The sequence below is a fragment of the Mitsuaria sp. BK037 genome (assembly GCF_014193045.1).
Lineage (GTDB): Bacteria > Pseudomonadota > Gammaproteobacteria > Burkholderiales > Burkholderiaceae_C > Roseateles.
Window position 1 is genome coordinate 1,018,416 of sequence record NZ_JACHYS010000001.1, and the last position, 25,565, is coordinate 1,043,980.

The 25,565-nt window shown below is 70.7% G+C and carries 24 protein-coding genes; 18 read left to right on the top strand and 6 right to left on the bottom strand.

The genetic code is table 11. The features are described from left to right. Window positions 1-72: 72 nt before the first annotated feature. The 4 genes from FHT37_RS04435 to FHT37_RS04450 are packed head-to-tail and all read left to right on the top strand — an operon-like array spanning window position 73 to window position 3,274. Complete coding sequence (locus FHT37_RS04435) at window positions 73-1,134, top strand: cyclopropane-fatty-acyl-phospholipid synthase family protein (protein ID WP_183479081.1); 1,062 nt, start codon at window positions 73-75, stop codon at window positions 1,132-1,134. 14 nt (window positions 1,135-1,148) lie between these two features. Continuing rightward, a complete protein-coding gene (locus FHT37_RS04440) occupies window positions 1,149-1,958 on the top strand; it encodes a DUF1295 domain-containing protein (protein ID WP_183479084.1) in 810 nt (269 codons plus the stop codon). Then, window positions 1,955-2,773, top strand: coding sequence for a DUF6134 family protein (locus FHT37_RS04445; RefSeq protein WP_183479086.1), 819 nt, complete (start codon window positions 1,955-1,957; stop codon window positions 2,771-2,773). The genes FHT37_RS04440 and FHT37_RS04445 overlap by 4 nt, the downstream gene beginning before the upstream one ends. 21 nt (window positions 2,774-2,794) lie before the next feature. Then, entirely contained in the window at window positions 2,795-3,274 is a 480-nt protein-coding gene (locus tag FHT37_RS04450; protein ID WP_183479088.1) for a DUF2177 family protein, read from the top strand. Here FHT37_RS04450 and FHT37_RS04455 read toward each other — a convergent pair. Both FHT37_RS04455 and FHT37_RS04460 read right to left on the bottom strand, forming a co-directional pair. Further along, window positions 3,237-3,926: a ChrR family anti-sigma-E factor gene (locus FHT37_RS04455; protein ID WP_091724302.1), complete on the bottom strand. Its 690-nt coding sequence runs from the start codon at window positions 3,924-3,926 to the stop codon at window positions 3,237-3,239. The two genes, FHT37_RS04450 and FHT37_RS04455, sit on opposite strands and share 38 nt — an antisense overlap. A 99-nt stretch (window positions 3,927-4,025) precedes the next feature. Continuing rightward, window positions 4,026-4,619, bottom strand: a complete 594-nt coding sequence (locus FHT37_RS04460) for a sigma-70 family RNA polymerase sigma factor (protein ID WP_254783275.1) — start codon at window positions 4,617-4,619, stop codon at window positions 4,026-4,028. A gap of 261 nt (window positions 4,620-4,880) precedes the next feature. Between FHT37_RS04460 and FHT37_RS04465 the strand changes: the two genes are divergently transcribed. The 4 genes from FHT37_RS04465 to FHT37_RS04480 all read left to right on the top strand — a co-directional run bounded on the left by FHT37_RS04465 (window position 4,881) and on the right by FHT37_RS04480 (window position 9,136). Next, window positions 4,881-6,290 carry an NAD(P)/FAD-dependent oxidoreductase gene (locus FHT37_RS04465; RefSeq protein ID WP_183479090.1) on the top strand — a complete coding sequence of 470 codons (1,410 nt, stop codon included), beginning with the start codon at window positions 4,881-4,883 and terminating at the stop codon, window positions 6,288-6,290. After that, window positions 6,287-7,123, top strand: coding sequence for a DUF1365 domain-containing protein (locus tag FHT37_RS04470; RefSeq protein WP_183479092.1), 837 nt, complete (start codon window positions 6,287-6,289; stop codon window positions 7,121-7,123). Before FHT37_RS04465 ends, FHT37_RS04470 begins: the two co-directional genes overlap by 4 nt. A 45-nt stretch (window positions 7,124-7,168) precedes the next feature. Beyond that, window positions 7,169-8,473, top strand: a complete 1,305-nt coding sequence (locus FHT37_RS04475) for a cyclopropane-fatty-acyl-phospholipid synthase family protein (RefSeq protein WP_183479093.1) — start codon at window positions 7,169-7,171, stop codon at window positions 8,471-8,473. Between the two features lie 120 nt (window positions 8,474-8,593). Continuing rightward, window positions 8,594-9,136, top strand: a complete 543-nt coding sequence (locus FHT37_RS04480; RefSeq protein ID WP_183479095.1) for a GAF domain-containing protein — start codon at window positions 8,594-8,596, stop codon at window positions 9,134-9,136. A gap of 49 nt (window positions 9,137-9,185) precedes the next feature. Here FHT37_RS04480 and FHT37_RS04485 read toward each other — a convergent pair whose 3' ends face one another. Next, window positions 9,186-9,626 (bottom strand): hypothetical protein, encoded by a 441-nt coding sequence (locus FHT37_RS04485; protein ID WP_254783400.1) that lies wholly within the window; start codon window positions 9,624-9,626, stop codon window positions 9,186-9,188. A 230-nt stretch (window positions 9,627-9,856) separates the two neighbouring features. Then, window positions 9,857-10,237 (bottom strand): hypothetical protein, encoded by a 381-nt coding sequence (locus tag FHT37_RS04490; protein ID WP_091724307.1) that lies wholly within the window; start codon window positions 10,235-10,237, stop codon window positions 9,857-9,859. A gap of 206 nt (window positions 10,238-10,443) precedes the next feature. Here FHT37_RS04490 and FHT37_RS04495 point away from each other — a divergent pair, with 206 nt between their 5' ends. From FHT37_RS04495 to FHT37_RS04505, 3 genes are all read left to right on the top strand, one after another. Continuing rightward, window positions 10,444-10,662 (top strand): hypothetical protein, encoded by a 219-nt coding sequence (locus tag FHT37_RS04495; protein WP_091724308.1) that lies wholly within the window; start codon window positions 10,444-10,446, stop codon window positions 10,660-10,662. Window positions 10,663-10,826: 164 nt separating this feature from the next. After that, the gene (locus FHT37_RS04500; protein ID WP_175538227.1) at window positions 10,827-10,991 is read left to right on the top strand and encodes a hypothetical protein; all 165 of its coding nucleotides are present in this window, start codon (window positions 10,827-10,829) and stop codon (window positions 10,989-10,991) included. 123 nt (window positions 10,992-11,114) lie between these two features. Next, on the top strand, window positions 11,115-12,797 hold the full coding sequence (locus FHT37_RS04505) for an NAD(P)/FAD-dependent oxidoreductase (protein WP_183479098.1): 1,683 nt from the start codon (window positions 11,115-11,117) through the stop codon (window positions 12,795-12,797). Window positions 12,798-12,815: 18 nt separating this feature from the next. Here FHT37_RS04505 and FHT37_RS04510 read toward each other — a convergent pair whose 3' ends face one another. Further along, entirely contained in the window at window positions 12,816-14,672 is a 1,857-nt protein-coding gene (locus FHT37_RS04510) for a hemolysin D (RefSeq protein ID WP_183479100.1), read from the bottom strand. A 140-nt stretch (window positions 14,673-14,812) separates the two neighbouring features. Further along, entirely contained in the window at window positions 14,813-15,970 is a 1,158-nt protein-coding gene (locus FHT37_RS04515) for a lytic polysaccharide monooxygenase (RefSeq protein WP_183479102.1), read from the bottom strand. Between the two features lie 224 nt (window positions 15,971-16,194). On the opposite strand from FHT37_RS04515, the gene FHT37_RS04520 reads away from it, so the two are divergent. The 7 genes from FHT37_RS04520 (at window position 16,195) to truA (ending at window position 25,554) form a co-directional block, all read left to right on the top strand. Continuing rightward, window positions 16,195-17,169, top strand: coding sequence for a LysR family transcriptional regulator (locus tag FHT37_RS04520; RefSeq protein WP_091724312.1), 975 nt, complete (start codon window positions 16,195-16,197; stop codon window positions 17,167-17,169). 33 nt (window positions 17,170-17,202) lie between these two features. Continuing rightward, window positions 17,203-18,639 (top strand): 3-isopropylmalate dehydratase large subunit, encoded by a 1,437-nt coding sequence (leuC, locus tag FHT37_RS04525; RefSeq protein ID WP_147241613.1) that lies wholly within the window; start codon window positions 17,203-17,205, stop codon window positions 18,637-18,639. Between the two features lie 23 nt (window positions 18,640-18,662). Beyond that, window positions 18,663-19,313 carry a 3-isopropylmalate dehydratase small subunit gene (leuD, locus tag FHT37_RS04530; protein ID WP_183479104.1) on the top strand — a complete coding sequence of 217 codons (651 nt, stop codon included), beginning with the start codon at window positions 18,663-18,665 and terminating at the stop codon, window positions 19,311-19,313. Between the two features lie 7 nt (window positions 19,314-19,320). Beyond that, entirely contained in the window at window positions 19,321-20,439 is a 1,119-nt protein-coding gene (leuB, locus tag FHT37_RS04535; protein WP_183479106.1) for a 3-isopropylmalate dehydrogenase, read from the top strand. Window positions 20,440-20,567: 128 nt separating this feature from the next. Continuing rightward, window positions 20,568-21,698 carry an aspartate-semialdehyde dehydrogenase gene (gene asd / locus FHT37_RS04540; RefSeq protein WP_183479108.1) on the top strand — a complete coding sequence of 377 codons (1,131 nt, stop codon included), beginning with the start codon at window positions 20,568-20,570 and terminating at the stop codon, window positions 21,696-21,698. Window positions 21,699-21,993: 295 nt separating this feature from the next. Beyond that, the gene (locus tag FHT37_RS04545; protein ID WP_255489484.1) at window positions 21,994-24,687 is read left to right on the top strand and encodes a FimV/HubP family polar landmark protein; all 2,694 of its coding nucleotides are present in this window, start codon (window positions 21,994-21,996) and stop codon (window positions 24,685-24,687) included. An 84-nt stretch (window positions 24,688-24,771) separates the two neighbouring features. Continuing rightward, complete coding sequence (gene truA, locus FHT37_RS04550) at window positions 24,772-25,554, top strand: tRNA pseudouridine(38-40) synthase TruA (RefSeq protein ID WP_091724318.1); 783 nt, start codon at window positions 24,772-24,774, stop codon at window positions 25,552-25,554. Window positions 25,555-25,565: the final 11 nt, after the last annotated feature.

The following is a 25,565-nucleotide window of genomic DNA, read 5'->3' on the forward strand; positions in this document are numbered from 1 at the left end:
CCCGCGCGCACCGGAGATCCAAGTCGCCCGGCCCGGCGTACAAGCGGCAGACCAATCCCCGAAGGGCATGCCATGGCGCCTGCAATTTCCTCGATCGCCGTCCGGCTCGCCGAGCGCGGCTTGCTGCCTGAGGCCGCGGTGCGGCTGGGCATCCGGCGCCTGCTGCGCCTGCGGCTCGACGAGGCGCATCACCAGGACCCCGAGGCGGCGGCCGCGCTGACGCAGGACTTCCTGGCCGGGCTGCGCGCCGCGCCGCTGGCGGTGCTGCCGGAGCAGGCCAACGCGCAGCATTACGAGCTGCCGCCCGCGCTGTTCGAGGCCATGCTGGGACCGCGGCGCAAGTACAGCTGCTGCTGGTGGCCCGAAGGCGTCGACACGCTGGCGGCGGCCGAGGAGGCGGCGCTGGCGGAAACCGCGGCGCGCGCCGGGCTCGCCGATGGACAGACGATCCTGGAGCTGGGCTGCGGCTGGGGCTCGCTGAGCCTGTGGATGGCGCAGCACCTGCCGGCGGCGCAGATCCTGGCGGTGTCGAACTCGGCCTCGCAGCGGGCCTTCATCGAAGCGCAGGCGCTGCGGCTGGGCCTGCGCAACCTGCAGGTGCAGACGGCCGACTTCTCGTCCTGGGGCGAGGACGGCCAGTTCGACCGGCGCTTCGACCGGATCGTGTCGGTCGAGATGTTCGAGCACCTGCGCAACTGGCCGCGCGCCTTCCGCAAGGTGTCGAACTGGTTGCGCGACGATGGCCGCTTCTTCCTGCATGTCTTCGCGCATCGCGAGGCGCCCTATGCCTTCGAGGTCCGCGATGACACCGACTGGATGAGCCGGCACTTCTTCTCCGGCGGCATGATGCCCAGCGACGACCTGGCCTTGCTCTGCCAGGACGACCTGGCGCTGCAGCAGCGCTGGCGCTGGGACGGCCGCCATTACGCGCGCACCGCGGCGGCCTGGCTGGAGCGCCTGGATGCGCACCGGGGCGAGCTGATGCCGCTCTTCGAGCGCGTCTACGGCCCCGCCGACGCCTCCATGTGGTGGCAGCGCTGGCGGCTCTTCCTGCTCTCGGTCGAGGAACTGTTCGCCTACGACCAGGGGCAGCAGTGGTGGGTCAGCCACTACCTCTTCGCGCCTCGGCGCTGAGAGCGGGGATGGACATGGCGCCTTCCGCTGTCGAACTCGCCGTCGCGGCCGGCATCGGCCTGTCGATCGCCGTCGCCATCGCGCTGCCCATCTGGCTGGTGAGCCTCACGCGGCGCGACGCGAGCCTGGCCGACCGCGTGTGGTCGGCTTTCATCACCGCGCCGGCGGCCTGCTATGTCGTCAGCCTCGGCGGTGATGCCCGGGCGCAGGTGATGCTGGCGATCACGCTGGTCTGGGCGCTGCGGCTCGGTGTCCATGTCACCGTGCGGAACTGGGGTCATGGCGAGGACCCGCGCTACCAGGCCATCCGCGCGCGCAACCAGCCCGGCTTCGGGCTCAAGAGCCTGTGGCTGGTGTTCCTGCTGCAGGCGGTGCTCGGCTGGGTCGTGTCCTGGCCGATGCTCGCGGCCAGCGGCGGCGGCCGGTCGGTGTGGTCCGCCTGGGACACCGTCGGCGCCACGCTGGCCGCGGGCGGCCTGCTCATCGAGACGATCGCCGACGCGCAGCTCAGCCGCTTCCGCCGCGCGCCGGGGCACCGCGACCGCGTGCTCGACAGCGGGCTGTGGCGCTATTCGCGGCATCCCAATTACTTCGGCGAAAGCTGCGTGTGGTGGGGGCTGGGGCTGATGGCCGTGTCGGCGGGTGGAACCACCGAAGCCTGGTGCCTCGCGTCGCCGGTCCTGATGACGGTGCTGCTGCTCAAGGTCAGCGGCGTGACGCTGCTCGAGCAGGACATCGGTGAGCGGCGTCCCGCCTATCGCGACTACATCGCCCGCACCAGCGCGTTCATCCCGTGGCCGCCGAAACGGAGCGGCGCTCGATGAGGGCGGGCCGAACGCTCGTGCCGAGGCTCGGCCTGCGCGTCGCCGTCCTTGCGGCCGCCTGGATTGGCGGCGCCGCGATCGGCGCCGATGGCGCGCCCGGTGCAGACGGCGCGTCGGCGTCGGGCGCTGTCGCGACGCCCACGCCTCGAGGGGCCGACGCGCGCACGACCGCGAGCGGCGCCTGGGACTTTGAAGTCCGCCTCGACGGCAAGCCGATCGGCACCCATCGCTTCGTCGTCGAGGGCGAGCCCGGGGCCCGTACCGTGCGGAGCCTCGCCCGCTTCGACGTGAAGCTGCTCGGCCTCACGGTCTTCCGCTACCGCCACGAGGCCAGCGAGCGCTGGCGCGGTGATTGCCTGCAGGCGATCCAGAGCCGCACCGACGATGATGGCAAGCCGGTGGAGGTCAACAAGACCTTCAATGCGCGAGGGCCGTCGGCCACATCGCCATCGTCGCAGGCTCCGTCGACATCGACATCGACATCGGCATCGGCATCGGCCGTCGCCGAGTCGGACTGCCTGATGAGCTACGCCTACTGGCATCCGGCGCTGGTGCGACAGCAGCGCCTGCTGAATCCGCAGACCGGCGAGGTCGACGAGGTCCGCATCGAGCGCCTGCCCGATGCCTCGCTTGCGGTGGCCGGCCGCGAGGTCGAGGCGATGCGCTGGCGCCTCACCGCCACGCCGCCCGCCGCCGCCGGCAAGCCCGCGCAGCGCCAGCAGCTGACACTGTGGCGAGACCGGTCCGATGGCCGCTGGATCGGGCTCGATGCGGTGGTCAAGGGCGGGCGGGTGCTGAGCTATCGGCTGCCGTGAACCAACCCCCAGGAGATCGCGATGAATGCATCGACCACGACGACTCGCCCACTGCCTGCCGCCGCGCCCACCTGGCGCTGGCCGCTGGCCTACCTCGCGACGCTGGTCGTCTTCCTGGCGATGGATGCCGTCTGGCTCGGCACCATGACCGCCGCGCTCTACCAGCCGGCCATCGGTCACCTGATGGCCGCCACCGTCGACTGGCGCGCGGTGGCGATCTTCTATCCGCTGTTCGTCGCCGGGCTGGTGCATTTCGCGGTCGCGCCCGCGCTGCGGGGCGGCCGTCCGCGGCTCGCGTTCGCGCAGGGCGCCTGCTTCGGCTTCCTGGCCTACGCGACCTATGACTTCACCAATCAGGCCACGCTGCGCGACTGGCCCTGGTTCATCACCGTCATCGACCTGGCGTGGGGCGCCGTCGTCAGCGGCGCGTCGTCCGGCGTCGCCGCGCTGGTGACAGCCGCCCTCACATCCCGACGAGCGACCCGAACCACCGGGCGATGAAGCCGTCGAAATGCAGCCGGCCGTCGACAGCGGCCACGCAGATGCATTCGCTGCCTTCCTGCACCACCGGCTGATGGTGGACCTCGCCGTCGGCCAGGTCGAAGTCGCCCGGGCCGAACAGCGCGCGCCCGTCGTGGAACCGGCCGTAGATGACCTGCGTCAGCTCGGTCCCGCGGTGCGTGTGCGGCGGCAGGTACTTGCCGGGCCCGATACGCAGCAGGAAGACATTGGCCTGCGGCGCGCCGGGCACGCTGACCTTGCTCCAGCGCATGCCCGGGCCGATCCAGCGCCAGCGCGTCGCGCTGCAGTCGGCCAGCGCCCGCGGCCACACCGCGCCGGTCGGCAGCGGCGGCGGCGCCGGCACCTTGCGGGGAATGGCCGCCCCGTCCGCGCCGGCCACGGCCTCGATCGCGTCCATCGCGTCGATCCGCGCGAACGCCTGCGCCAGCGCGTCATCGCGCATCGGCGCGGCCGCTTCCTCCTCGATCAGCGCCCCGCCGACCGCCCGCAGCATCGCCACCCGCTCGCGGCAGGCGGCGCACAGCTCCAGATGGATTTCCGTCACCAGCCGGATGCCCGTGGGCAGCGTGCCCGCGGCCAGCGACAGCAACAGCTCGTCGGCGGGGTGATGGTGGATGTCGGGCGGGCGCATGGTCGGGCGGTCAGAAGGGGAAGGGCGGTGATTGGTGATGGCTGGCGTGATGGGAACGGTGTGGCGTGATTGATGGGGCGAGGCGATCGCGCGGGCGGCTCAGGGATCCAGCAGCCGGCGCAGGTGCGCCACCGCCAGCCGGATGCGCGATTTCACCGTGCCCAGCGGCAATCCCAGTTCCGAGGCGATCCGCGCATGCGGTTCGTCCTCGTAGAAGGACAGCCGCAGCACCTGCGCCTGCTCCGGCGGCAGGCGCGACAGCGCCTCCCGGATCCGCTGGCCCTGGCGCGCGGCGTCGGCGTGGTCGGCCACGTCGGGCTGGTCGGCCTGGAGGCGGTCAAACTCGAAACACTCGTCGCCGGCGCCGTCCAGCAGGTGGCGCCGCGCGGCATCGATGCGCAGGCGGCGCCCGATGGTGAAGATCCAGGTCGACACCGCCGCCTGCGCCGGATCGAACATCGCCGCCTTGCGCCACACCGTCACCAGCGTGTCCTGCGCGAGTTCCTCGGCGGCGGCGTCGCTGCTGCCGGTGCGCATCAGGTAGCTCTTGAGCCGCGGCGCGAAATGCGAGAACAGCCGGCCGAAGGCCTCCCGATCGTGCTGCTCGGCGACGCGACGCATCAGCGCCGCCCAGTCCGGCTCGGACGGCGGGGGCGCGGACCGGCGGTCCGGATCGAGCGGGACGATCTTCAAGTGGCGGGCTTTCGGCAAGGCGGACGGGGACGCCGCCTCGCCCGGCGCGGAGGCCGGGGCGGAGGTCGGATCGTCGCGATGCGGGGTACCCATGGGCCCTGATACGCGACGGACGGCGGGTCGGATCATCGCCGGGTCGGGCCTCCGACGCCATGCGGGCGACCCTCGCCCGGCCGAGGCCGCGCCCGGAGGGTCGGTTCGCGGGCCGGCGATCCAAATCCGATCGGTTCGCGTACAAGCGCCAAACCCCAGGACGCGACGATGCCCGGCCCAGACCCCCTCCCGCCCGACTTCCCCAGCCCCCCGGACGGCCGTCCGCTGCGCATCGCCGTCGTCGGCGCCGGCATCTCGGGGCTGTCCTGCGCCTGGCTGCTGTCGGGGCGCCACGACGTCCAGGTCTTCGAGGCCGACGGTCGCATCGGCGGCCACAGCCACACGGTCGACGCGCCGGACCGGGGCGCGAGCGTGCCGGTGGACACCGGCTTCATCGTCTACAACGAGCCGGCCTATCCCAACCTGAGCGCGCTGTTCCACCACCTGGCGGTGCCGACGCGCGCGTCGGACATGTCCTTCGCGGTGAGCCTGGACGGCGGCGCGCTGGAATACGCCGGCACCGACCTGAATGGCCTCTTCGCCCAGCGCGCCAACCTGCTGCGTCCGCGCTTCTGGTCGATGCTGCGCGACCTGCTGCGCTTCTACCGGGAAGCCCCGCGCGATGCCCAGGCCAGCGGCGACCTGGCGCTGGACGACTACCTCGACGCGCGCGGCTACGGCCGCGCGTTCCGCGACGACCACCTCTATCCGATGGGCGCCGCGATCTGGTCCTCGACGGCCGCCGACATCGGCCGTTATCCGGTGGCCGCCTTCGTCCGCTTCTGCGAGAACCACGGCCTGCTGCGGGTCAGCGGGCGGCCGGTGTGGCGCACCGTCGAGGGCGGCAGCCGCGAGTACGTGCGACGCCTGACGCAGTCCTTCGCCGACCGCATCCACCGCGACGAGCCGGTCATCGCCGTCGCGCGCGAGCCGGACGGCGTGCGCCTGCGCACCCGGCGCGGCGCCTGGACCGCGCCCTTCGACCACGTCGTGCTGGCCACGCACGCGGACCAGTCGCTGCGCATGCTGCTCGCCCCCAGCGCCGCCGAGCGGCGCCTGCTCGGGGCCATTCCCTACACGCGCAACCTGGCCGTGCTGCACCGCGATCCGGCGCTGATGCCGCGCCGCCGGGCGGTCTGGTCGAGCTGGAACTACCTCGCCTCGCGCCAAGGTGAAAGCGGGCAGGTGGCGCCGACGGTGACCTACTGGATGAACCGGCTGCAGCCGCACCTGCCGCAGGGGCCGGATGCGCAACCGCTGTTCGTGACGCTGAATCCGGCCGTCCCGCCGCATCCCGATCACCTGCTGCGCACCGAGGTCTACGAGCATCCGCGCTTCGACGCGGCCGGCATCGCCGCGCAGCGCGAGCTCTGGTCGCTGCAGGGCCGGCAGCGCACCTGGTTCTGCGGTGCCTGGTTCGGATCGGGCTTCCACGAGGATGGCCTGCAGGCGGGCCTGGCGGTGGCCGAGGGGCTGGGCGGCGTGCGCCGGCCCTGGTCGGTGCCGGACGAATCCGGCCGCATCCACCTGCCGCGCGGCGCGGCCGGGCTGGCCGACCGGGCCGGGGTGGTGGCATGAGCGCACTAGACGGCGCGAGCGCCCCGGGCGCCTCCGCGCTCTACCTCGGCCGGGTGATGCACCAGCGGCTGCGACCGCTGCGTCATCGGCTGAGCTATCGGATGTTCTCGCTGCTGCTGGACCTGGACGAGTTGCCGGCGCTCGATGCGCGGCTGCGCTGGTTCTCGCTGGGGCGGTTCAACCTCTTCAGCTTCCGTCCGTCGGACCATGGCGACGGCCGCGCCGGCGACGTGGCCGGGCTGCGCGCGTGGATCGATGCGCAACTCGCGGCGGCCGGCCTGCCCGCCGGTGGCGCGGTCCGGCTGCTGACGATGCCGCGCCTGCTCGGCTACGCCTTCAATCCGCTGAGCGTGTGGTTCTGCGACGCGCCGGATGGCACGCCGCTGGCGATCCTCTACGAGGTCAACAACACCTTCGGCCAACGGCACAGCTACCTGATCGAAGTCGACCCGGCCCAGCGCGCCGCGCCGCTGATCGAGCAGCGCAGCGACAAGCGGCTGTACGTGTCGCCCTTCCTCGGCATGGCGGTGCACTACCGCTTCCGCATCGAGCCGCCGCGCGAGTCGTTGTCCATCGGCGTCAGCGTGCATGAGGCCGACGGCGCCGCGGTGCTGCATGCCCGGCTCGATGCGCACCGCGCGCCGCTGACCGACGCCCGGCTGCTGCGCTTGCTCGTCGCCTATCCGCTGCTGACGCTGAAGGTCGTCGCCGGCATCCATTGGGAGGCGCTGCGGCTGTGGCTCAAGGGCGCGCGGCTGCATGAACGGCCCGCCGCGCCGGCGTCGCCGCTGACCGTGGTGCGGCGGGACGACGCTCCCACGTCCGTGCCGTGACCGACTTCCCGAGACCGACCCACGAGACCGACTCACGAGACCCTCATGCATCACGACACCAGTTCGATCCTGACCGCGCCTCGCGACGTGCCGTCGTCGGCGGCCACGCTGGCGGGCGATCCGCTCCCGGCGTGGCAGGCGCCGCTGCGGCGGTGGCTGGCGCGAGTCCGGCATGGCCGCCTGACGCTGACCTGGCCCGATGGCCGACGGCTCGAGGTCACCGGCCCCGCGCCGGGACCGCGCGCGGAACTCCGCCTGCATCGGTGGCGGCCGGTGCTGCGCCTGCTGATGGAGGGCGACCTCGGGCTGGCGTTCTCCTACCGCGACGACGACTGGAGCTCGCCCGACCTGACGGCGCTGCTGATGTTCGGCGTCGCCAACGAGGCAGCGCTGGGCGGCGTGACCGCGACGCGCGGCCCGGCGCGCTGGCTCTCGCGGTGGCGCCATCGCGCCAATGCGAATACGCGGCGCGGCAGCCGCCACAACATCGCCGCCCATTACGACCTGGGCAACCGGTTCTACGCGAAGTGGCTGGACGACTCGATGCTCTACTCGAGCGCGATGTACGGCGGTGAAGAGACCGCTGCGGGGGACGTGTCTTGCGCAGATGGGGCCGCGACGCCGGCCGACGCCTCGCTGGAGGCCGCGCAGGCGCGGCGGCTCGACCGCATCGTCGAGCTGCTGGACCTGCGCGCGGGCCAGCGGGTGCTCGAGATCGGTTGCGGCTGGGGCACGCTGGCGGCGACGCTCGCCCGGCGCTGCGGCGTGGAGGTCGTCGGCGTGACCTTGTCGACCGAGCAGCTCGCCTTCGCGCAGCAGCGCGCGGACGAATGGGGCGTCGCCGCGCAGGTCGACCTGCGCCTGCAGGATTACCGCGACATCGAGGGGCGCTTCGATCGCATCGTCTCCATCGAGATGATCGAGGCGGTCGGCGAGGCCTACTGGCCGACCTACTTCGCCACCCTGCGGGACCGGCTGAAGCCGGGCGGCCGGGCGGTGCTGCAGGCCATCACGATCGACGAGGCGCACTTCGAGCGCTACCGCGCCAGTCCGGACTTCATCCAGCGCTGCATCTTCCCCGGCGGCATGCTGCCCACGCCCGAGCGCATGGCCCGGGAGGCGGCGCGCGCCGGGCTGGATTTCCACACCGAGGCCCGCTTCGGCCGCGATTACGCGAGGACGCTGGCGGAATGGCGCCGGCGCTTCCTGGCCGAGTGGCCGGCGATCGAGGCGCAGGGCTTCGACCTGCCGTTCCAGCGGCTGTGGACCTACTACCTGAGCTACTGCGAGGCGGGATTCCTGGCCGGACGCGTCGACGTGGGGCTCTATCGCCTGACGCGCGGCACCTGAGGCCGCGAGGTCCTGCTACACGCGGTAACCTGCGCGCCTTGGCGCCACGGGGACGCCGCGCGGTGGATGAGTAGCATCGACCGCCTGTCTCCGCCGTCCTCCTTCCAACCCTTCGCCCCGATGTACGACCGTCCGTTCACCGCCCAGTCCCTCGATGTCGCCATCTCCGAGCTGCTCGCCGCCACCTCGGACGGCTTCGATCCGGAGCTCGACGCGCGCATCACCCAGGTGCTGCGCGGCCTGCGCGAGCAACTGGGCATGGACGTGGTGTTCGTGTCCGAGTTCCTGGAGGGCGAACGGGTGTTCCGCTTCGTCGACGGCGAGTCCGAGATCGGCGTGCAGGTGGGCGATTCGGCGCCGCTGGAGCAGAGCTACTGCCAGCGCATCGTCGAGGGACGCGCGCCGCAGCTGATGACGAACGCGTCGGCGCTGGCCGAGGCGCTGCAGCTGCCCCCGACGCCGATCCCGATCGGCGCCCACCTGAGCGCGCCGGTCGTGCTGTCCGACGGCCGCATCTTCGGCACCGTGTGCTGCTTCAGCGCGCACCCGAACCCGGGCCTGCAGACCGAGGACCTCTCCCGGCTCAAGGGCTGCGCGCGCCTGGTCGCCCGCAAGGTCGAGGCGCAGGACTTCCTGGACACGATGCCGTTCGAGAACGATTGAGCAACTGGGCCTCGGGGCGGCGGGGCAGGCGGCCCGGTGGGCGACCCGCTCACTTGAGCTTGTGATCCTCCCGCTTGGCTTCCTGCATCGCCTCGGGCTCGAGTTCCTCGGCGGCGCGGTTCAGGCGGATGAACAGCCCCCAGCCCGTCAGCAGCGCACCCACCGCCAGCACCATCGCCGCCGCGTGCAGCAGCAGCGTCGAGTCCGAATGCGCCGAGCGGAAGGTCGCCACCAGCGCCTCGATCGCGAGCGCGACCACGATCACCACCATGAAGCGCGACAGGAAACGCCGCACCCGCGTGGGCGCGCTGATGTGGGCGCTGCGGATCACCTCTTCCTCGGTGATCGTCTGCGCGATCTGCAGCGCCACCACGGCGGCCGCCAGCACGCCCATCGCCTCGATCACCAGCTGCGCGGCCTCGTCGTTCCAGTCCAGGTGCAGCGCCATCCAGGTTTCCTTGGCCGCGATGGCCAGCAGCAGCAAGGCCATGACGGTGAACAGCAGCGCCAGCGCGGCATGCACCACCGAGAAGCCGCGCAGCAGCAGCGGGACGGCGTCCTCGTCGGAGGGCCGAGGGTCCCGTGGAGGGGTGGGGGGCGCGGGAGCTTGCGAATCGGGGGAGGGCGCGGCTGGCTTCATGCGTCGGGTGGAGGCGGGGAGACGGCGGATGCGGTTAGGTGTGGCGAGGTGCGGGGCGTCGAGGGCGACGCGCCGGCCGGTCAGTTCCGGTCGGGCCGTATCGGCAGCGCGCCGGCGGGCTCGGCGGCCTCGGTGACGCGGCCGCTGGCCCGGCGGCTAGAGGGGGCGGTCGGGCGCTCGGCACGGGACGGGGCCGCGGCCTCCGGCCGGGGCTCGGGCGTGTCGACGGGGGGCGGAGGAGCCACAGGAGCCGGCGCGACCGCAGGGGCGGGCGTGGGAGCGGGCGTGGCTGTCGACGCCGCCGGTTGCTGGATCTGCGCCGCGTCCAGCGGTGGGCCCACGACGCCGGACTGCTTGCGGCTCGCGGCCGAGGAGGGCGGCGGTTCCTGCGTCTGGGCGATGGCCGCCGCGGCGACGACGGTCACCGACGCCGTGATGAGGGCGATGCGGAGGTGTTTCATGGCCGTATCCCTTCGACTTTCCGTTCGCGGGTCGGAACACGGGCAATCGGCGGACCCGGCACGGCGGTGGACCTGGCGGGATCGGCGCACGGACGCGCATGGACAGGGCGATATGCGTGATCGACTGCCGCTTGGGCGTCGCGGGAGGCTGGTACCCTGGCGCGAGCGACTCGCCGTTGAGACCCGCACGACTGAAGGAGGCCGCCGTGAAGACCATCGACGAGATGTTGAACCTCGACCTGATCACGCGGGAACAGCACCAGGAAATCGATGCCTGGATCGCCCGCTCCGACACGCCGGAGGACATCCTGGCGATGCCCGCCGCGCTCTGGCAGGCGGTCGAGCGCGCCAGCGAGGTCATGGGCGTGGACGCCGACCTGCTGCGCCCGCCCGCCCTGGATGCCGGCGGTCACGGGCTGGATTGAGCCGGGCACCCGCGCCGCCGCGCCGAGCCGCGCGCGACGCGTGTAAACTCCCGCCCTTCACCGTATTTCCGACGCTGCTCAAGGCAACCGGTCGCCCGCTCGGGCCCGAGGCCGGCGAGTCTGTGACTTCGGGCAGGTGTCTCTCGTTCATTACCGGAGCCAACATGGGCAACAAGATCGTCACCGAAGCCGACCGCAAGGCTTCCCCCCGTCCCGCCGCGCCCAAGGGCGTGACCGTCACCACGCACCGCGGCCAGAAGAGCAGCCTCGAGCGCGGCTCGCACACCCGCTCGAAGAAGAACCCGGGCAAGCGTCCGCACTCGGGTTGAGGTCGCGGGGAGCAAGACCCCAGCGACTCGACAACAGGCCCATGCCTCCCGGCGGGGCCTGTTTTGTTTTCTGCGACGTCCGGCCGCCCGCCGCGACCTCGCCCTGCTGCCCGATCAATCGCCATGATCCGCATCAACGAACTCCGCCTGCCCCTCGACCACCCCGAGGAGGCGCTGCGCGCCGCCGTCCTGCAGCGGCTCGGCATCCCCGACGCGCAACTCAGCGCCTTCACCGTCTTCAAGCGCAGCTATGACGCGCGCAAGAAGACCGCGATGGTCCTGATCTATTCCGTCGACTGCGAGGTCGGCGACGCCGCCGCCGAGGCCGCGCTGCTGCAGCGCCACGGCGGCGACGCCCACATCAAGCCGTCGCCGGACACCCGCTACCAGTTCGTCGGCCATGCGCCGGCCGACTTCCACGCCGGCGAGCGGCCGCGTCCGGTGGTCATCGGCTTCGGCCCCTGCGGCATCTTCGTCGCGCTGATCCTGGCCCAGATGGGCCTGCGGCCGATCGTGCTGGAGCGCGGCAAGCAGGTCCGCGAACGCACCAAGGACACCTGGGGCCTGTGGCGCGAGAGCGTCCTGGACCCGGAATCGAACGTCCAGTTCGGCGAAGGCGGCGCCGGCACCTTTTCCGACGGCAAGCTCTACAGCCAGATCTCCGACCCGCGCTTCCTCACCCGCAAGGTGCTGACGGAGTTCGTCAAGGCCGGCGCGCCCGAAGAGATCCTCTACGTCAGCAAGCCGCACATCGGCACCTTCCGCCTGGTGAGCATGGTCATCAAGATCCGGGCCGAGATCGAGCGCCTGGGCGGCGAGATCCGCTTCCAGCAGAAGGTCACCGACCTGCTGATCGAGCCCGGCGCCGATGGCCAGCGCCAGGTGCGCGGCGTGACGCTGGCCTCGGGCGAGCAGATTCGCGCCGACCATGTCGTCGTCGCCCTCGGCCACAGCGCGCGCGACACCTTCACGATGCTGCACGCCCGCGGCGTCTACATGGAGGCCAAGCCGTTCTCGATCGGCTACCGCATCGAGCATCCGCAGTCGATCATCGACAAGGCGCGCTTCGGCCCCAACGCCGGCCATCCCCTCCTGGGCGCCGCGGACTACAAGCTGGTCCATCACGCGAAGAACGGCCGCTCGGTCTATAGCTTCTGCATGTGCCCGGGCGGCACGGTGGTGGCGGCGACCTCGGAGCCGGACCGCGTCGTCACCAACGGCATGAGCCAGTACTCCCGCGCCGAGCGCAATGCCAATGCCGGCATCGTCGTCGGCATCTCGCCCGAGGACTACCGCCAGGACGGCAAGAAGGACGGCAGCACCGTCAATCCGCTGGATGGCTTCGCGTTCCAGCGTTATTGGGAGTCGCGCGCCTACGAACTGGGCGAGGGCGGCTACAGGGCGCCGGCCGGCCTGGTCGGCGACTTCATCAAGCGCCAGCGCAGCACCGCGCTGGGCGGTGTCGAGCCCAGCTACAAGCCGGGCGTCACGATGACCGACCTGCAGCAGAAGGGCTTCGGCAGCCTGCCCGAGTACGCGCTCGACGCGATCCGCGAGGCACTGCCCGCCTTCGAGCGCCAGATCCGCGGCTTCTCGATGAACGACGCGGTGCTGACCGGCGTGGAGACGCGCACGTCCTCGCCGCTGCGCATCACGCGCGGCAAGGACTACCAGAGCCTGAACGTGCGCGGCCTGTTCCCGGCTGGCGAGGGCGCCGGTTACGCCGGCGGCATCATGTCCGCCGGCGTGGACGGCATCGAGGTGGCGGAGGCGGTGGGCAAGTCCATGCTGGGCCTCCTCGACTGAAGCGCCTGCGCCGGCCGCTCAGCGTGGCGGCGACGGGTCCAGCGACCACTGTCCACTGGGCTGGTTGGGATCGCCGCTGCGGGTGAGGTAGGGCGACTCGCCGGACAGCCACAGATACTGGTTCCAGTAGAGGTTGCGCAGCCCCATGCCGGCTCGCGCCGGGGCCACGCTGAACGAGGCCTCGGCCGGCGACGCGTACAGCTTCACCGCGCCGGTCGCGGCGCGATAGCTCAGGAACAGGTCGCTCTGGTCCGCCGCCCGGAACCAGGAGGCGCCCCCGGCGCCGGACACCTGGACGAACTCCACCGGCGTCCCGGCCCGGTTGTAGAGCCAGGCGTTGTCGACCAGTCCGTCGGGCGCCGTCATCGTCTGCTGGTTGGCCAGGCTGCGCAGGCGCACCCGGTTCCCGCTGTCCGCCGCGGGGATGGGCGGCTGCCAGTTCTCAGGCGCCGGCAGCCAGCTCTGGTCCTTCCACCGCCAATAGAAGGGCAGGCGCAGCTGTGGATCGGCCAGGTCGCCATAGCCGTCCTGCGCCTCGATGTTGAACAGGCATTGCCTGCGGGCCTCCTCGAGCTCGCGCACGCGCACCATCTGGTCGCCGGAGGGCTCGCCCAGGCCGCGCATGCAGTCCGCCACGCTGCGGCCAGGTCCGCGCTGGTTCTGCGCCAGCACGTAGGTGGCGTCGCGGTGGGCCGGCTCGTCGTACCAGGCCTGCATCGCCTGGTCGTCGAAGCTCATCCAGTTCCTGGCGATCGCCTCGGCCTCCTCATTCGCCTTGGCCTCGCGCTGGCCGTAGGGCGTGCCCATCGTGCGGATGAAGGCGGCCCACAGGTCCTTGCTGGCCTCCAGCGCGACCAGCGCCGGCACCTTCATGTTGCTGGGCTTGTAGCCGGACCAGCCGCCTTGCAGCTGCGTGCCGGGACGCCAGATGACGTCGCCGCTCGCGTAGGTCAGCAACTGCCCGTTGTCATGGGTGTGCTGTTCGGAGCCGGCCGCGCACAGGTAGCTCTTGACCTGCAGCAGGCGCTCCAGGTTGGAGCCAGGGTCGCGGACCGTGTGCTCGGTGCTGAAGGAGTCCTGCAGCAGGTGCGCCGCCCGGCCCATCAGGTAGTAGTTGCGGTCCACGGTGTAGGACGTGCTGTAGGCGCCGCCGTCCCAGGTCCGCATCTGCGCGCGCGGCGCCATCGCGGCCGCCACGAAGTACCGCACGAAGCGCTGGCGCGACTGCTGCGCGGCATTCACGCCGCCGTCGCCGTTGCGGTCGTCGTAGCGGCGCATGAAGTGGTCGTACTGGACGTCCGGCGGCTCCTGCGCCACCGCGTCGAAGCAGTTGAACTGGTCCAGATGACCCTTGGCGACATTGGTGCCGCCCAGGTCCACCCAGCGCTCGCCCAGGATGGCGTCGAAGACGAACCGGTAAGTCGACTGGTAGCGCTGGTCCGGATAGGGCAGGGCGCGCAGCCGGGCCAGCTCGGCCTGCGTCGACGCGCCGCTCAGGTCCAGGTTCTTCGCCCGTCCCTGCGTCCAGTTGCGCCGCGGGTCCTGCGGGTCGGTCGGCATGATGGGATCGCCGCCGGTCAGCTCCAGCGCCGCCAGCCGCGTCAGCCATTCATGGCCCATCGGGATGCCGTTGCCCAGGACCACCCCGGCACCGCTTTGCGTGAAGGCGTAGGTGACCGCCGGCGGCAGCGCCGTGGCGATCGCCAGCGCCAGCGGCCAGAGGCCCCATCGCGGCCATGGCGGCCGGGCGGGCCGCCGCCAGCGCTCGCGGGGCGGTCCTGCGGGCGCGCGGCCGGTCGAGGTGCCAGGATGAGCCGCGGCGGCCCGGGTCGAGGACGGGAGCGGCCGGCGGTCGGCCGGGGTGGGCAGTGCCATGGTGAGAGCCTCCACGTGAAAGGGTGGAGCCACTCTCGGCCCGCGGGCCTTCCGAGGCACCCGGCGCCGGACCGGGGCGGGGCCTCGGAATGTCCGAGCCGGGCCTCGGTCCGGCGCGGGGAGGACTCAGCGCGCGGTCATCAGAGCGCCTGCCACAGCGTGGGCGAGCTCGCCGGCGTCCAGCCGGCGCCCACGTAGGCCGTGTGCGCCTGCAGGCAGCGGTAGGAGCGTCCCTGGTAGCTCACCACCTGGCCGACCGTGTAGCTCGCGCCTTCGGTCCAGGTCGTGCCGGGCGGCGTGGTCGGAGGCGTCGTCGGCAGGAGGACGTCCATCGCGTAGCTCGCGCCCGAATTGGCGTTCTGCAGGTACACGTCCATCACCGTCGCGCCGCCGGGCACGACCACGACGCCGCCTTGCAGCGTGCCGATCTTGAGATAGGCGGAACTCTGGTTGACCTTCGTCGCGATCTGGCCGAGCCACGCCGATTTCGTCGCCGCCGCGGTCAGCGTGATCGAGGTCGTCTCCAGGTCGTTGCCCGCGCCGTTGAACACGCGCAGCTTCACCGTGCTGCCCGACGGCAGGTCCTGCGCCGCCGACACCTGGCCGATCTGCTTCAGGTCCGAGGGTGTGCCCGGAGGCGTCGTGCCGCCGCCGAAGTCGACGTCGGAGCAGGCATAGAAGGCTTCGGTGCTGTCCGAGCGCTGCCAGGCCGAGAACAGCACATGCCGGCCGGTGCGCTTGGGCAGCGTGAGCTTCATCGTGTAGATGGTCTTGCCGCTGGTGACGATCTGCTCCGGGCCGAGCTGCTGCACCTGCTCCAGGTCCGACCAGCGCAGCGGCGATGTCGCCGGGTTCCAGCCGTCGCGCGTGAGGAAGAAGGTCCAGTTCAGCGAGCGGTGCGGCGCGGTCGCGTTGTAGCGGTACTCGTACTTCCCATCCGCGCCCGGCGAGTAGGCCGTGGCGGGCCAGTCCGCCCGCGCCAGGTCGAAGCCCTTGAACTTCTCCTGCCCGCCGGCGCAGATCTTCAGGTCCGGCGCCACCGCCTTGTGATTGCCGTTGGCGTTGGCTTGGTTGACCCCGTTCCAGTCATAGATCGCCTGTTCACCGCCATAGGCGATCGCCGCCTGGCAGGCCGGCAAAGAGGGGTTCTTGAAGCAGTTGTACTGGCGCGAGATCGGGAATTCGGGCGCGCCATGGGCGAACGCGGTGCTCGGGGCGACGATCGCGGTCAGCGCGGTCACGGTGGTCGACAACGCGGCCAGCGACCAGGCGCCAGCGGTTCGGGCTCGGGATTGCATGCAAGTCTCCTGATTGAGAAGTGGAATGCCTCGATGAAGTGGCCCGACACCACACCAAAGCAGGACCACCATAGGACCTGATGCAGACCAATACAAGCTAAACAACGGTAACGGCCGTGGCTGAAAATTTTTGAGCTTTCGTTTCGGGCGAAGGAATTATCATGAACGCCCAGAGTCTTGCTCTCTGAGCGAAGGCTACAGTGCAACCCAGCCGCCGCCCCACCATGCGCCTCGACCTCACCACCCTGAACCTCGTGTTGGCGATCGAACAGACCCGCTCCATCACCCGCGGGGCCGAGCGCGAACATCTGGCGCTGGCCGCGGCCAGCAAGCGGATTTCCGACCTGGAAACCCGGCTGGGCGTGCAGCTCTTCGAGCGCCGCGCCCGCGGCGTCGAGCCCACCGAGGCCTGCCGGGCGCTGGTCCGCCACATCCGCTCGCTGCATGCGTCGCTGCACGCGCTGGAGAGCGAGGTCGTCGAATTCGCCCGCGGCATCAAGGGCCACCTGCGCATCGCCGCCAACGCCGGCGCGATCGCCGAGGCGCTGCCGCCCGACCTGGCCGCGTTCTCCCAGGCCCATCCGCAGATCCGCATCAGCCTCGAGGACCAGACCAGCGCCGAAGTCCAGGCCGCCGTGGCCGAAGGCCGCGCCGACGTGGGCGTCTTCACGACGCCGCTGCTGGACAACCGGCTGCAGACCTGGTCCTACCGCACCGGCCGGCTGGCGGTGCTGGTGCCGGCGGCGCACGAGCTGGCGGGGCGCGAGTCGGTCAGCTTCGACGACCTGCTAGATCACGACCTCGTCGGCCTGCACAGCGGGGCCGCGGCGCAGGAACTCATGATGCAGGAGGCCATGACCCGCGGTCGCACGCTGAAGGCGCGGCTGCAGGTGCGCGGCTTCGATGCGATCGCCCAGCTGGTCGAGGCCGGCATGGGCGTCGCGGTGCTGCCGGACGCTCCGGCGCGCCGTTTCGCCCAGGTCTTCGATGTCCGCCGGCTGGCGCTCGATGAAGCCTGGGCCCAGCGCGACTACGTGCTGGGCGTGGCCCGCCAGGAGCGGCTGCCCACCGTCGTGCAGCGCTTCGTCGACGCGCTGTGCCCGGCGGCCCGGGGCGAAGCGTCCGCCTCGACCCCGGCCTCTACCCCGGCCTCGCCCGCGACCTCGTCGACCCCCGTTTCCAAGGGCGCTTCCCGGTGAAGCGCCATTCCTGAAGTGATGGAGAGCCATCCCATGACCGCCAACATCGCCAACGCTGGTGCGCCACGCACCCTCTACGACAAGCTCTGGGACGAGCACGTGGTGCACACCGAGGAGGACGGCACCGCCGTCCTGTACATCGACCGCCACCTGGTCCACGAAGTCACCAGCCCGCAGGCCTTCGAGGGCCTGGACCTGGCCGGCCGCAAGGTCTGGCGCCTGTCGGCCAACCTGGCCGTCAGCGACCACAACGTCCCCACCACCGACCGCAGCCAGGGCATCGCCGATCCGGTCTCGCGGCTGCAGGTCGACACGCTGGACAAGAACTGCGACCGCTTCGGCATCACGCAGTTCAAGATGAGCGACAAGCGCCAGGGCATCGTCCACGTGATCGGCCCGGAGCAGGGCGCCACGCTGCCCGGCATGACCGTCGTCTGCGGCGACAGCCACACCTCGACCCATGGCGCCTTCGGCGCGCTGGCGCATGGCATCGGCACCTCCGAGGTCGAGCACGTGCTGGCCACCCAGACGCTGCTGGCCAAGAAGGCGAAGAACCTGCTGATCAAGGTCGAGGGCCAGGTCATGCCCGGCGTCGGCGCCAAGGACATCGTGCTGGCCATCATCGGCCGCATCGGCACCGCTGGCGGCACCGGCTACACCATCGAGTTCGCCGGCAGCGCCATCCGCGCGCTGTCGATGGAAGGCCGCATGACCGTCTGCAACATGGCGATCGAGGCGGGTGCCCGCGCCGGCCTGATCGCCGTTGACGACACCACGATCCAGTACGTCAAGGGCCGCCCCTTCACGCCCACCGGCGTCGAATGGGACCAGGCCGTGCAGTACTGGCGCACGTTGCACTCCGATCCAGGCGCGACCTTCGACGCGGTCGTCGAGCTGGACGCGACGCAGATCCGCCCGCAGGTGACCTGGGGCACCTCGCCCGAGATGGTCCTGTCCATCGAGGATCGCGTGCCCGATCCCGAGAAGGAGAAGGACGCCGTCAAGCGCGGCGCCATCGAGCGCGCGCTGCAGTACATGGCGCTGGAGCCCAACAAGGCGATCAACGACATCCGCATCGACAAGGTCTTCATCGGCAGCTGCACCAACAGCCGCATCGAGGACATGCGCGAGGCCGCGGCCGTGGTCAAGCGCCTGGGCGGCCGCGTGGCCAGCAACGTCAAGCTGGCGCTGGTGGTGCCGGGCTCCGGCCTGGTGAAGGCGCAGGCGGAGGCCGAAGGCCTGGACCAGATCTTCAAGGCCGCGGGCTTCGAATGGCGCGAGCCGGGCTGCTCGATGTGCCTGGCGATGAACGCGGACCGTCTCGAGCCGGGCGAGCGCTGCGCCTCGACCAGCAACCGCAACTTCGAAGGTCGTCAGGGCGCCGGCGGCCGCACCCACCTCGTCAGCCCCGCGATGGCCGCGGCCGCCGCGATGGAAGGTCACTTCGTCGACGTGCGACGCTTGGCCTGAGCGCCCGGACGCAGGAGCAACACATGGACAAGTTCACCGTGCACAAGGGCCTCGTGGCCCCGATGGATCGCGAGAACGTCGACACCGACGCGATCATCCCCAAGCAATTCCTGAAGTCGATCAAGCGCAGCGGCTTCGGCCCCAATCTCTTCGACGAGTGGCGCTACCTCGATCACGGCGAGCCGGGCCAGGATCCGGCCTCGCGCAAGCCCAATCCGGACTTCGTGCTGAACCAGCCGCGCTACCAGGGCGCCTCGATCCTGATCGCGCGCGGCAACTTCGGCTGCGGCTCCAGCCGTGAGCACGCGCCCTGGGCGCTGCAGCAGTACGGCTTCCGCGCGCTGATCGCGCCCAGCTTCGCCGACATCTTCTTCAACAACACCTTCAAGAACGGCGTGCTGCCGATCGTGCTCCCTGAGAGCCAGGTCGCGCGCCTGTTCGACGAGGTCTTCGCCTTCCCGGGCTATCAGCTGACCGTGGACCTGGAGCGCCAGGTCGTCGTCAAGCCCGATGGTGAGGAACTGCCCTTCGACGTCCAGCCGTTCCGCAAGTACTGCCTGCTCAATGGCTTCGACGACATCGGCCTGACGCTGCGTCACGCCGACAAGATCAAGGCCTTCGAGGCCGAACGCATCGCCACCAAGCCGTGGCTCAACAACCGAATTACTCGCTGAGGACCCCATGAAGATCGCAGTCCTGCCCGGTGATGGCATCGGCACCGAAATCGTCGCGGAGGCCGTCAAGGTCCTGAAGGTCCTGGACCTGCCGCTGGAGATGGAAAGCGCGCCCGTCGGCGGCGCCGCCTACGAGGCCGCCGGTCATCCGCTGCCCGAGGCCACGCTCAAGCTGGCGCAGGCTGCGGACGCGGTGCTGTTCGGCGCCGTCGGCGACTGGAAGTACGACAAGCTCGAGCGCGCGCTGCGCCCCGAGCAGGCGATCCTGGGCCTGCGCAAGGCGCTGGGCCTGTTCGCCAACTTCCGCCCGGCGATCTGCTATGAGCAGCTGACCCATGCGTCCAGCCTCAAGCCGGAACTCGTCGCGGGCCTGGATATCCTGATCATCCGCGAGCTCACCGGCGACATCTATTTCGGTCAGCCGCGCGGCCGCCGCACCGCCGTCGATGGCCACTTCCCCGGCAGCGAGGAAGCCTTCGACACGATGCGCTACTCGCGTCCCGAGATCGAGCGCATCGCCCACGTCGCCTTCCAGGCCGCGCGCAAGCGCAATCGCAAGGTGACCTCCGTCGACAAGGCCAACGTGCTGGAGACCTTCCAGTTCTGGAAGGATGTCGTGACCGAGGTCCACCAGCAGTACCCGGACGTCGAGCTCGAGCACATGTACGTCGACAACGCCGCGATGCAGCTGGTCAAGGCGCCCAAGAAGTTCGACGTCGTCGTCACCGGCAACATGTTCGGCGACATCCTGTCGGACGAGGCGGCCATGCTGACCGGCTCGATCGGCATGCTGCCCAGTGCCTCGTTGGACAAGAACAACAAAGGCCTGTACGAACCGAGTCATGGCAGCGCGCCAGACATAGCAGGAAAGGGGATTGCCAATCCGCTCGCTACAATCCTGTCCGCTGCCATGATGCTCAAGTTCTCCCTCAACCAGCCCGAAGCCGCCGCTCGCATCGAGTCGGCGGTTCAGTCCGTGCTGGCCCAGGGTCTGCGTACCGCGGACATCTGGAGCGAGGGCACCCAGAAGGTGAGCACGCGCGAGATGGGTGATGCCGTCGTCGCCGCCATTGCGTCCAGCAAGGGCACGACCGCCATTACCACGACCAAAACCATCAAGAGCTAGTCCGCTCCGGTTCGTCTCGCCCCCACTCACAAACCCGGCGAAGCGAGCCGGGCAGGCTCCCCAGGGTTTGTGACGGTGTTTGGGCGACATGCCCGGCCAGCAGTGCCGGGCCTCTTCAAGGAACGCAAATGACGACTTTGGTTGGACTGGTGGGTTGGCGCGGCATGGTCGGGTCCGTGCTGATGGACCGCATGGCGCAGGAGCGCGATTTCGACCTGATCGAGCCGCTGTTCTTCAGCACCTCGAACGCCGGCGGCACCGCCCCGTCGTTCGCGAAGAACGAGACCGCGCTGCAGAGCGCCTTCGACATCGAGCAGCTCAAGCGCTGCGAGATCATCATCACCTGCCAGGGTGGCGACTACACGAACGAGGTCTACCCCAAGCTGCGCGCCGCGGGCTGGAACGGCCACTGGATCGATGCCGCGTCCTCGCTGCGCATGGCCGACAACGCCGTGATCGTGCTGGACCCGGTCAACATGCCGGTGATCAAGAGCGCGCTGGCCAAGGGCGGCAAGGACTGGATCGGCGGCAACTGCACCGTCAGCTGCATGCTGATGGGCGTGGGCGCGCTGTACAAGGCGGGCCTGGTCGAGTGGATGTCCACGCAGACCTACCAGGCGGCCTCGGGCGGCGGCGCGCAGCACATGCGCGAGCTGCTGACCCAGTACGGCACGCTCAACGCCGCCGTGCGTCCGCTGCTGGACGACCCCAAGAGCGCCATCCTCGAGATCGACCGCCAGGTCATCGCCAAGCAGCGTTCGCTGTCGGCCGAGGAAACCGCCAATTTCGGCGTGCCGCTGGGCGGCTCGCTGATCCCGTGGATCGACAAGGACCTGGGCAACGGCACCTCCAAGGAAGAGTGGAAGGGCATGGCCGAGACCAACAAGATCCTCGGCCAGGGCGAAGGCTTCGGCTCGCCGGCCGTGCCGGTCGACGGCTTCTGCGTGCGCGTGGGCGCGATGCGCTGCCACTCGCAGGCGCTGACCTTCAAGCTGAAGAAGGATGTGCCGCTGGCCGACATCGAGGCCATGATCGCCGCCGACAACGAGTGGGTGAAGGTCGTCCCCAACACCCGCGAGGCCACGATCAAGGACCTGACGCCCGTGGCCGTGACCGGCACGATGACCATCCCGGTGGGCCGCCTGCGCAAGCTGGCGATGGGCCCGGACTACCTCGGCGCGTTCACGATCGGTGACCAGTTGCTGTGGGGCGCGGCGGAGCCGCTGCGCCGGATGCTGAGGATCCTGCTGGATCGCTGAGCCAGGGGTCGGGAAGCGGTGGCGTGCCACCGCTTTTTTTCGCTCCGATGAGGGAAAGCGAGCACGGCGCTCGCGTTGCCTTCTAGCGACAAGGCCGTAACCACCTGTGAATCGAGGCTGGCTCATGGATGTTATTCATGAGCTACCTCAGCAACGATGCGTATATGCTTGCCACCGTTGTGATTTTCTACCGCGGGATGGGCAGGGAGCCTGCGCGGCGCATGAGTCGCACAACAACAATACGTCATGACGAGCGGTCCTCCGGGTGGGCCGCTTTGTTGCTTTGGGGGACGCCTTGAAAAAACATGCGAGCGCATATGCGCGTTTTGCGCTGAGCCAGGTGGCCGCGGTCACCGCGTTGGGACTGGCGGCGGGCTCCGCCTGGGGTCTGGGACTGGGGAAACTGACGGTCCAGTCGGCGCTCGGCGAAACGCTGCGCGCCGAGATCGACGTCAGCAGCCTGAGCCCTGAAGAGGCGAGTTCGCTGAAGCTGCGCGTCGCGCCGCCGGAGTCCTATCGCGCCTCGGGCCTGGACTACAACGCGGTGCTGGCCAACACGCAGGTGCAGTTGGCCCGCCGCTCCGACGGACGCCCCTACCTGCGCCTGTCCAGCGACCGCGCGGTGCAGGAGCCCTTCGTCGACGTCATCCTCGAGCTGAACTGGTCCAGCGGCCGCCTGACCCGCGAGTTCACGCTGCTGTTCGATCCGCCGAGCAACAACGTCGCGCGTCCCGCCGAACCGACCACCTCGCCGGTGATCTCGGCCCCGGCGCCGTCGCCGGCGACCGCGCGCACGCAGGCGCCGGTGTCTTCCGCGCCGGCCACCCCGGTCAACCAGCCGCCCGCGCCGGCCGTGACCGCGCGCACGCCGCGTCCGGCACCGGCCCCGTCCGCAGCCCCGGCCGCTCCGGCGCCGGCCACGGACGCATCCGAATACACCGTCAAGCCGGGCGACACGCTGTCGCGCATCGCCTCGCGCACCCAGCCCGCGGGCGTGTCGCTGGACCAGATGCTGGTCGGCCTGTACCGCAGCAACCCCGACGCCTTCATCGGCCAGAACATGAACCGGCTGAAGTCCGGCGCGGTGCTGTCGGTGCCGGGCAGCGAGTCGGTCCAGTCGATCACGCCGCAGGAGGCACGCCGCGTCATCCAGGCGCAGAGCAGTGACTTCGGCGGTTACCGCCAGCGCCTGGCCGAAGCCGCGCCGACGCTCAAGCCCGACGAGAACGCCCGCCAGGCCAAGGGCTCGGTGCAGGCGGCCGTCGAGGACCGCAAGCCGGCGACCTCCGCCACGCCCGACAAGCTGACCTTGAGCAAGCCCAACGTCGCCACCGGCGGCGAGGCCAAGGTGTCCAAGGACACCGAGAAGAAGGACTCGGCGGCGCGCGTCGCCGAACTGACGCGCAACGTCGAGGAGCTGAAGAAGCTCTCCGCCGCCGCGAAGCCGTCCGCGCCGACGGCGACCGCCGCCGCACCGGCCCCCGCGCCCGCTCCGGCGCCTGCTCCCGCGCCAGCACCCGCCCCGGTGGTGACGCCGCCGGTGAGCGTGGCCGCGAACGTGCCGCCCGCTTCGGAAGCGCCTGCCGCCGCGTCCGCGCCGGCCTCGGCCGCCGTGGCCGAAGCGCCGGCCTCGCGTCCGGTCGCCGCGTCGGCGCCGCGCGCCGTGCCCGCGCCGCACGCGGAACCGGAGGAGCCCAGCTTCCTGGACTCGCTCGGCGACTACCTGCCCGCGCTGGTCGCGGCACTGGCGGTGATCGCCGGCGGCATCGGCTACAACCGCTGGCGCGCCCGCCGCGACGCGGCTTCCCGCTCGGAGACCGCCTTCGCCGAGAGCCGGCTGGCGCCGGATTCTTTTTTCGGCCATAGCGGCGGCCAGCGCGTCGACACCCGTGACGCGTCGACCACCGGCCAGTCGTCGATGAGCTACTCGCTGAGCCAGCTTGACGCGATCGGCGACGTGGACCCGGTCGCCGAGGCCGATGTCTACCTGGCCTACGGCCGCGACCTGCAGGCCGAGGAAATCCTGAAGGAAGCGCTGCGCGCCAATCCCGAACGCCTGGCCATCCGCCTGAAGCTGCTCGAGGTCTACGGCAAGCGCCGCGACATCAAGGGCTTCGAGCAACTGGCCGTGCAGCTCTACGCCGAGACCAAGGGGCAGGGCGAGGACTGGACCAAGGTGCAGGAACTCGGCCGCCAGGTCGATCCGGAGAATCCGCTGTACCAGCCCGGCGGCGCGCCGACGATGTTCGAGAGCGACGATGAGCGCCCCGAGCCGATGAACGCCAGCACGCTGCCCGCCGCGGGCCTCGCGCACCCGGGCAGCGGCGCGATCGCCCGCGCCGCAGCGGCCGCCGCGGCCGCCGCGCCGCGCGACAGCGGTCCGTCCAGCCTGATGGATCTGGACCTCGACCTGGACCTGGCGTCGCCGCCCGCACCGGCACCGGCCATGGCCGCCACGCAGGCGCTGCCGTCGTCCGCCAGCCAGGCGCCGATGAACATGGATCTGGACCTGAGCACGCCGCCGGCGGCGCCGGCCCCGTCCAATGCCCGCGAGCTGGAGTTCGACCTCGGTGACCTGGACGACCTGGGCGGCGCGCCGGCCCCGGCGCCCGCGCAGGATCCGTCGTCGCTGGACTTCGACCTGTCGAGCATCGACCTGGACCTGCCGTCCGACGCGCCGGCAAGCCCTGGCAAGGCGGGCCAGTCGTTCGAGACCCAGGACATCGCCTCGATCGACCTGCCGGCCCTGGACGCGCTGCCGGACACCCGGTCGACCCCGGACACGATGAGCCTGGATGACCTGGGCGTCGACCTGGACAGCATCGACCCGAACGACGACGAGGCGCTGCAGCGTCAGCTGGAGCTGGCCGAGGAGTTCCGCCAGATCGGCGATACCGAAGGCGCGCGCGACGTGCTGCAGGAGCTGGTCGGCAAGGCCTCCGGTCCGGTGCGCGATCGCGCTCAGCAGATGCTGGACCAGCTTCGCTAAACTGCGGCCGGTTCACGACAAGGCGCTCGGCCTGGCCGGGCGCCTTTTCTTTTTGGCGGCTTCCTTTCGAGTTCGGAGACCTGCATGCGCGTGGCGCTGGGCGTGAGTTATCGCGGCGAAGCCTACAAGGGCTGGCAGAGTCAGCCCGGCGGCGGCACGGTGCAGGACGCGCTGGAAGCGGCGCTGGCGCAGTTCGTCGCGCAACCGATCCGCACCATCTGCGCCGGCCGCACCGACACCGGCGTCCATGGGCTCAACCAGGTGGTCCACTTCGACTCGCCGGTGGCGCGCGAAGCCTTCTCCTGGGTGCGTGGCGTCAACCGCTACCTGCCGCGCGACATCGCGATCCAGTGGGCCGCCTTTCCCGGCGAGGACTTCCATGCGCGCAACTGGGCGCGCGGCCGCCGCTACTGGTTCCTGCTGCTGGAGTCCAACGTGCGCCCGTCCATCCAGGCCGGCGGGGTGGGGTGGACCTTCCGCCCGCTGGATGGCGAGGCGATGCGCGACGCGGCCTCGCGCCTGGTCGGCGAGCATGACTTCAGCTCCTTCCGCTCGTCGGAGTGCCAGGCCGCCTCGCCGGTGAAGATCCTGCACGGCATCCGCATCGAGAAGCGCGGCGCCTACTGGCGCTTCGAGTTCGACGGCATCGCCTTCCTGCATCACATGATCCGCAACATCATGGGCTGCCTGGTCGCGGTCGGTGCCGGACAGAAACCGCCCGCGTGGATGGACGAGGTGCTGGCGGCGCGCTCGCGCGACGCGGCGGCGCCGACCTTCCCGCCGGACGGGCTGTACTTCGTCGGCCCGACCTACGACGACCACCTGAACCTGCCGCGGCACACCGCCGCGATGGACTGGTTGCCGTGAGCGGAGTCCTC

What these genes read in the sequence shown, in the direction of transcription:
- FHT37_RS04435 (WP_183479081.1), top strand. Translation starts at nt 73, where the DNA reads ATGGCGCCTGCAATTTCCTCGATCGCCGTCCGGCTCGCCGAGCGCGGC.
- FHT37_RS04440 (WP_183479084.1), top strand. Translation starts at nt 1,149, where the DNA reads ATGGCGCCTTCCGCTGTCGAACTCGCCGTCGCGGCCGGCATCGGCCTG.
- FHT37_RS04445 (WP_183479086.1), top strand. Translation starts at nt 1,955, where the DNA reads ATGAGGGCGGGCCGAACGCTCGTGCCGAGGCTCGGCCTGCGCGTCGCC.
- FHT37_RS04450 (WP_183479088.1), top strand. Translation starts at nt 2,795, where the DNA reads ATGAATGCATCGACCACGACGACTCGCCCACTGCCTGCCGCCGCGCCC.
- FHT37_RS04455 (WP_091724302.1), bottom strand. Translation starts at nt 3,926, where the DNA reads ATGCGCCCGCCCGACATCCACCATCACCCCGCCGACGAGCTGTTGCTG.
- FHT37_RS04465 (WP_183479090.1), top strand. Translation starts at nt 4,881, where the DNA reads ATGCCCGGCCCAGACCCCCTCCCGCCCGACTTCCCCAGCCCCCCGGAC.
- FHT37_RS04470 (WP_183479092.1), top strand. Translation starts at nt 6,287, where the DNA reads ATGAGCGCACTAGACGGCGCGAGCGCCCCGGGCGCCTCCGCGCTCTAC.
- FHT37_RS04475 (WP_183479093.1), top strand. Translation starts at nt 7,169, where the DNA reads ATGCATCACGACACCAGTTCGATCCTGACCGCGCCTCGCGACGTGCCG.
- FHT37_RS04480 (WP_183479095.1), top strand. Translation starts at nt 8,594, where the DNA reads ATGTACGACCGTCCGTTCACCGCCCAGTCCCTCGATGTCGCCATCTCC.
- FHT37_RS04485 (WP_254783400.1), bottom strand. Translation starts at nt 9,626, where the DNA reads ATGGCCTTGCTGCTGCTGGCCATCGCGGCCAAGGAAACCTGGATGGCG.
- FHT37_RS04490 (WP_091724307.1), bottom strand. Translation starts at nt 10,237, where the DNA reads ATGAAACACCTCCGCATCGCCCTCATCACGGCGTCGGTGACCGTCGTC.
- FHT37_RS04500 (WP_175538227.1), top strand. Translation starts at nt 10,827, where the DNA reads ATGGGCAACAAGATCGTCACCGAAGCCGACCGCAAGGCTTCCCCCCGT.
- FHT37_RS04505 (WP_183479098.1), top strand. Translation starts at nt 11,115, where the DNA reads ATGATCCGCATCAACGAACTCCGCCTGCCCCTCGACCACCCCGAGGAG.
- FHT37_RS04510 (WP_183479100.1), bottom strand. Translation starts at nt 14,672, where the DNA reads ATGGCACTGCCCACCCCGGCCGACCGCCGGCCGCTCCCGTCCTCGACC.
- FHT37_RS04515 (WP_183479102.1), bottom strand. Translation starts at nt 15,970, where the DNA reads ATGCAATCCCGAGCCCGAACCGCTGGCGCCTGGTCGCTGGCCGCGTTG.
- FHT37_RS04520 (WP_091724312.1), top strand. Translation starts at nt 16,195, where the DNA reads ATGCGCCTCGACCTCACCACCCTGAACCTCGTGTTGGCGATCGAACAG.
- leuC (WP_147241613.1), top strand. Translation starts at nt 17,203, where the DNA reads ATGACCGCCAACATCGCCAACGCTGGTGCGCCACGCACCCTCTACGAC.
- leuD (WP_183479104.1), top strand. Translation starts at nt 18,663, where the DNA reads ATGGACAAGTTCACCGTGCACAAGGGCCTCGTGGCCCCGATGGATCGC.
- leuB (WP_183479106.1), top strand. Translation starts at nt 19,321, where the DNA reads ATGAAGATCGCAGTCCTGCCCGGTGATGGCATCGGCACCGAAATCGTC.
- asd (WP_183479108.1), top strand. Translation starts at nt 20,568, where the DNA reads ATGACGACTTTGGTTGGACTGGTGGGTTGGCGCGGCATGGTCGGGTCC.
- truA (WP_091724318.1), top strand. Translation starts at nt 24,772, where the DNA reads ATGCGCGTGGCGCTGGGCGTGAGTTATCGCGGCGAAGCCTACAAGGGC.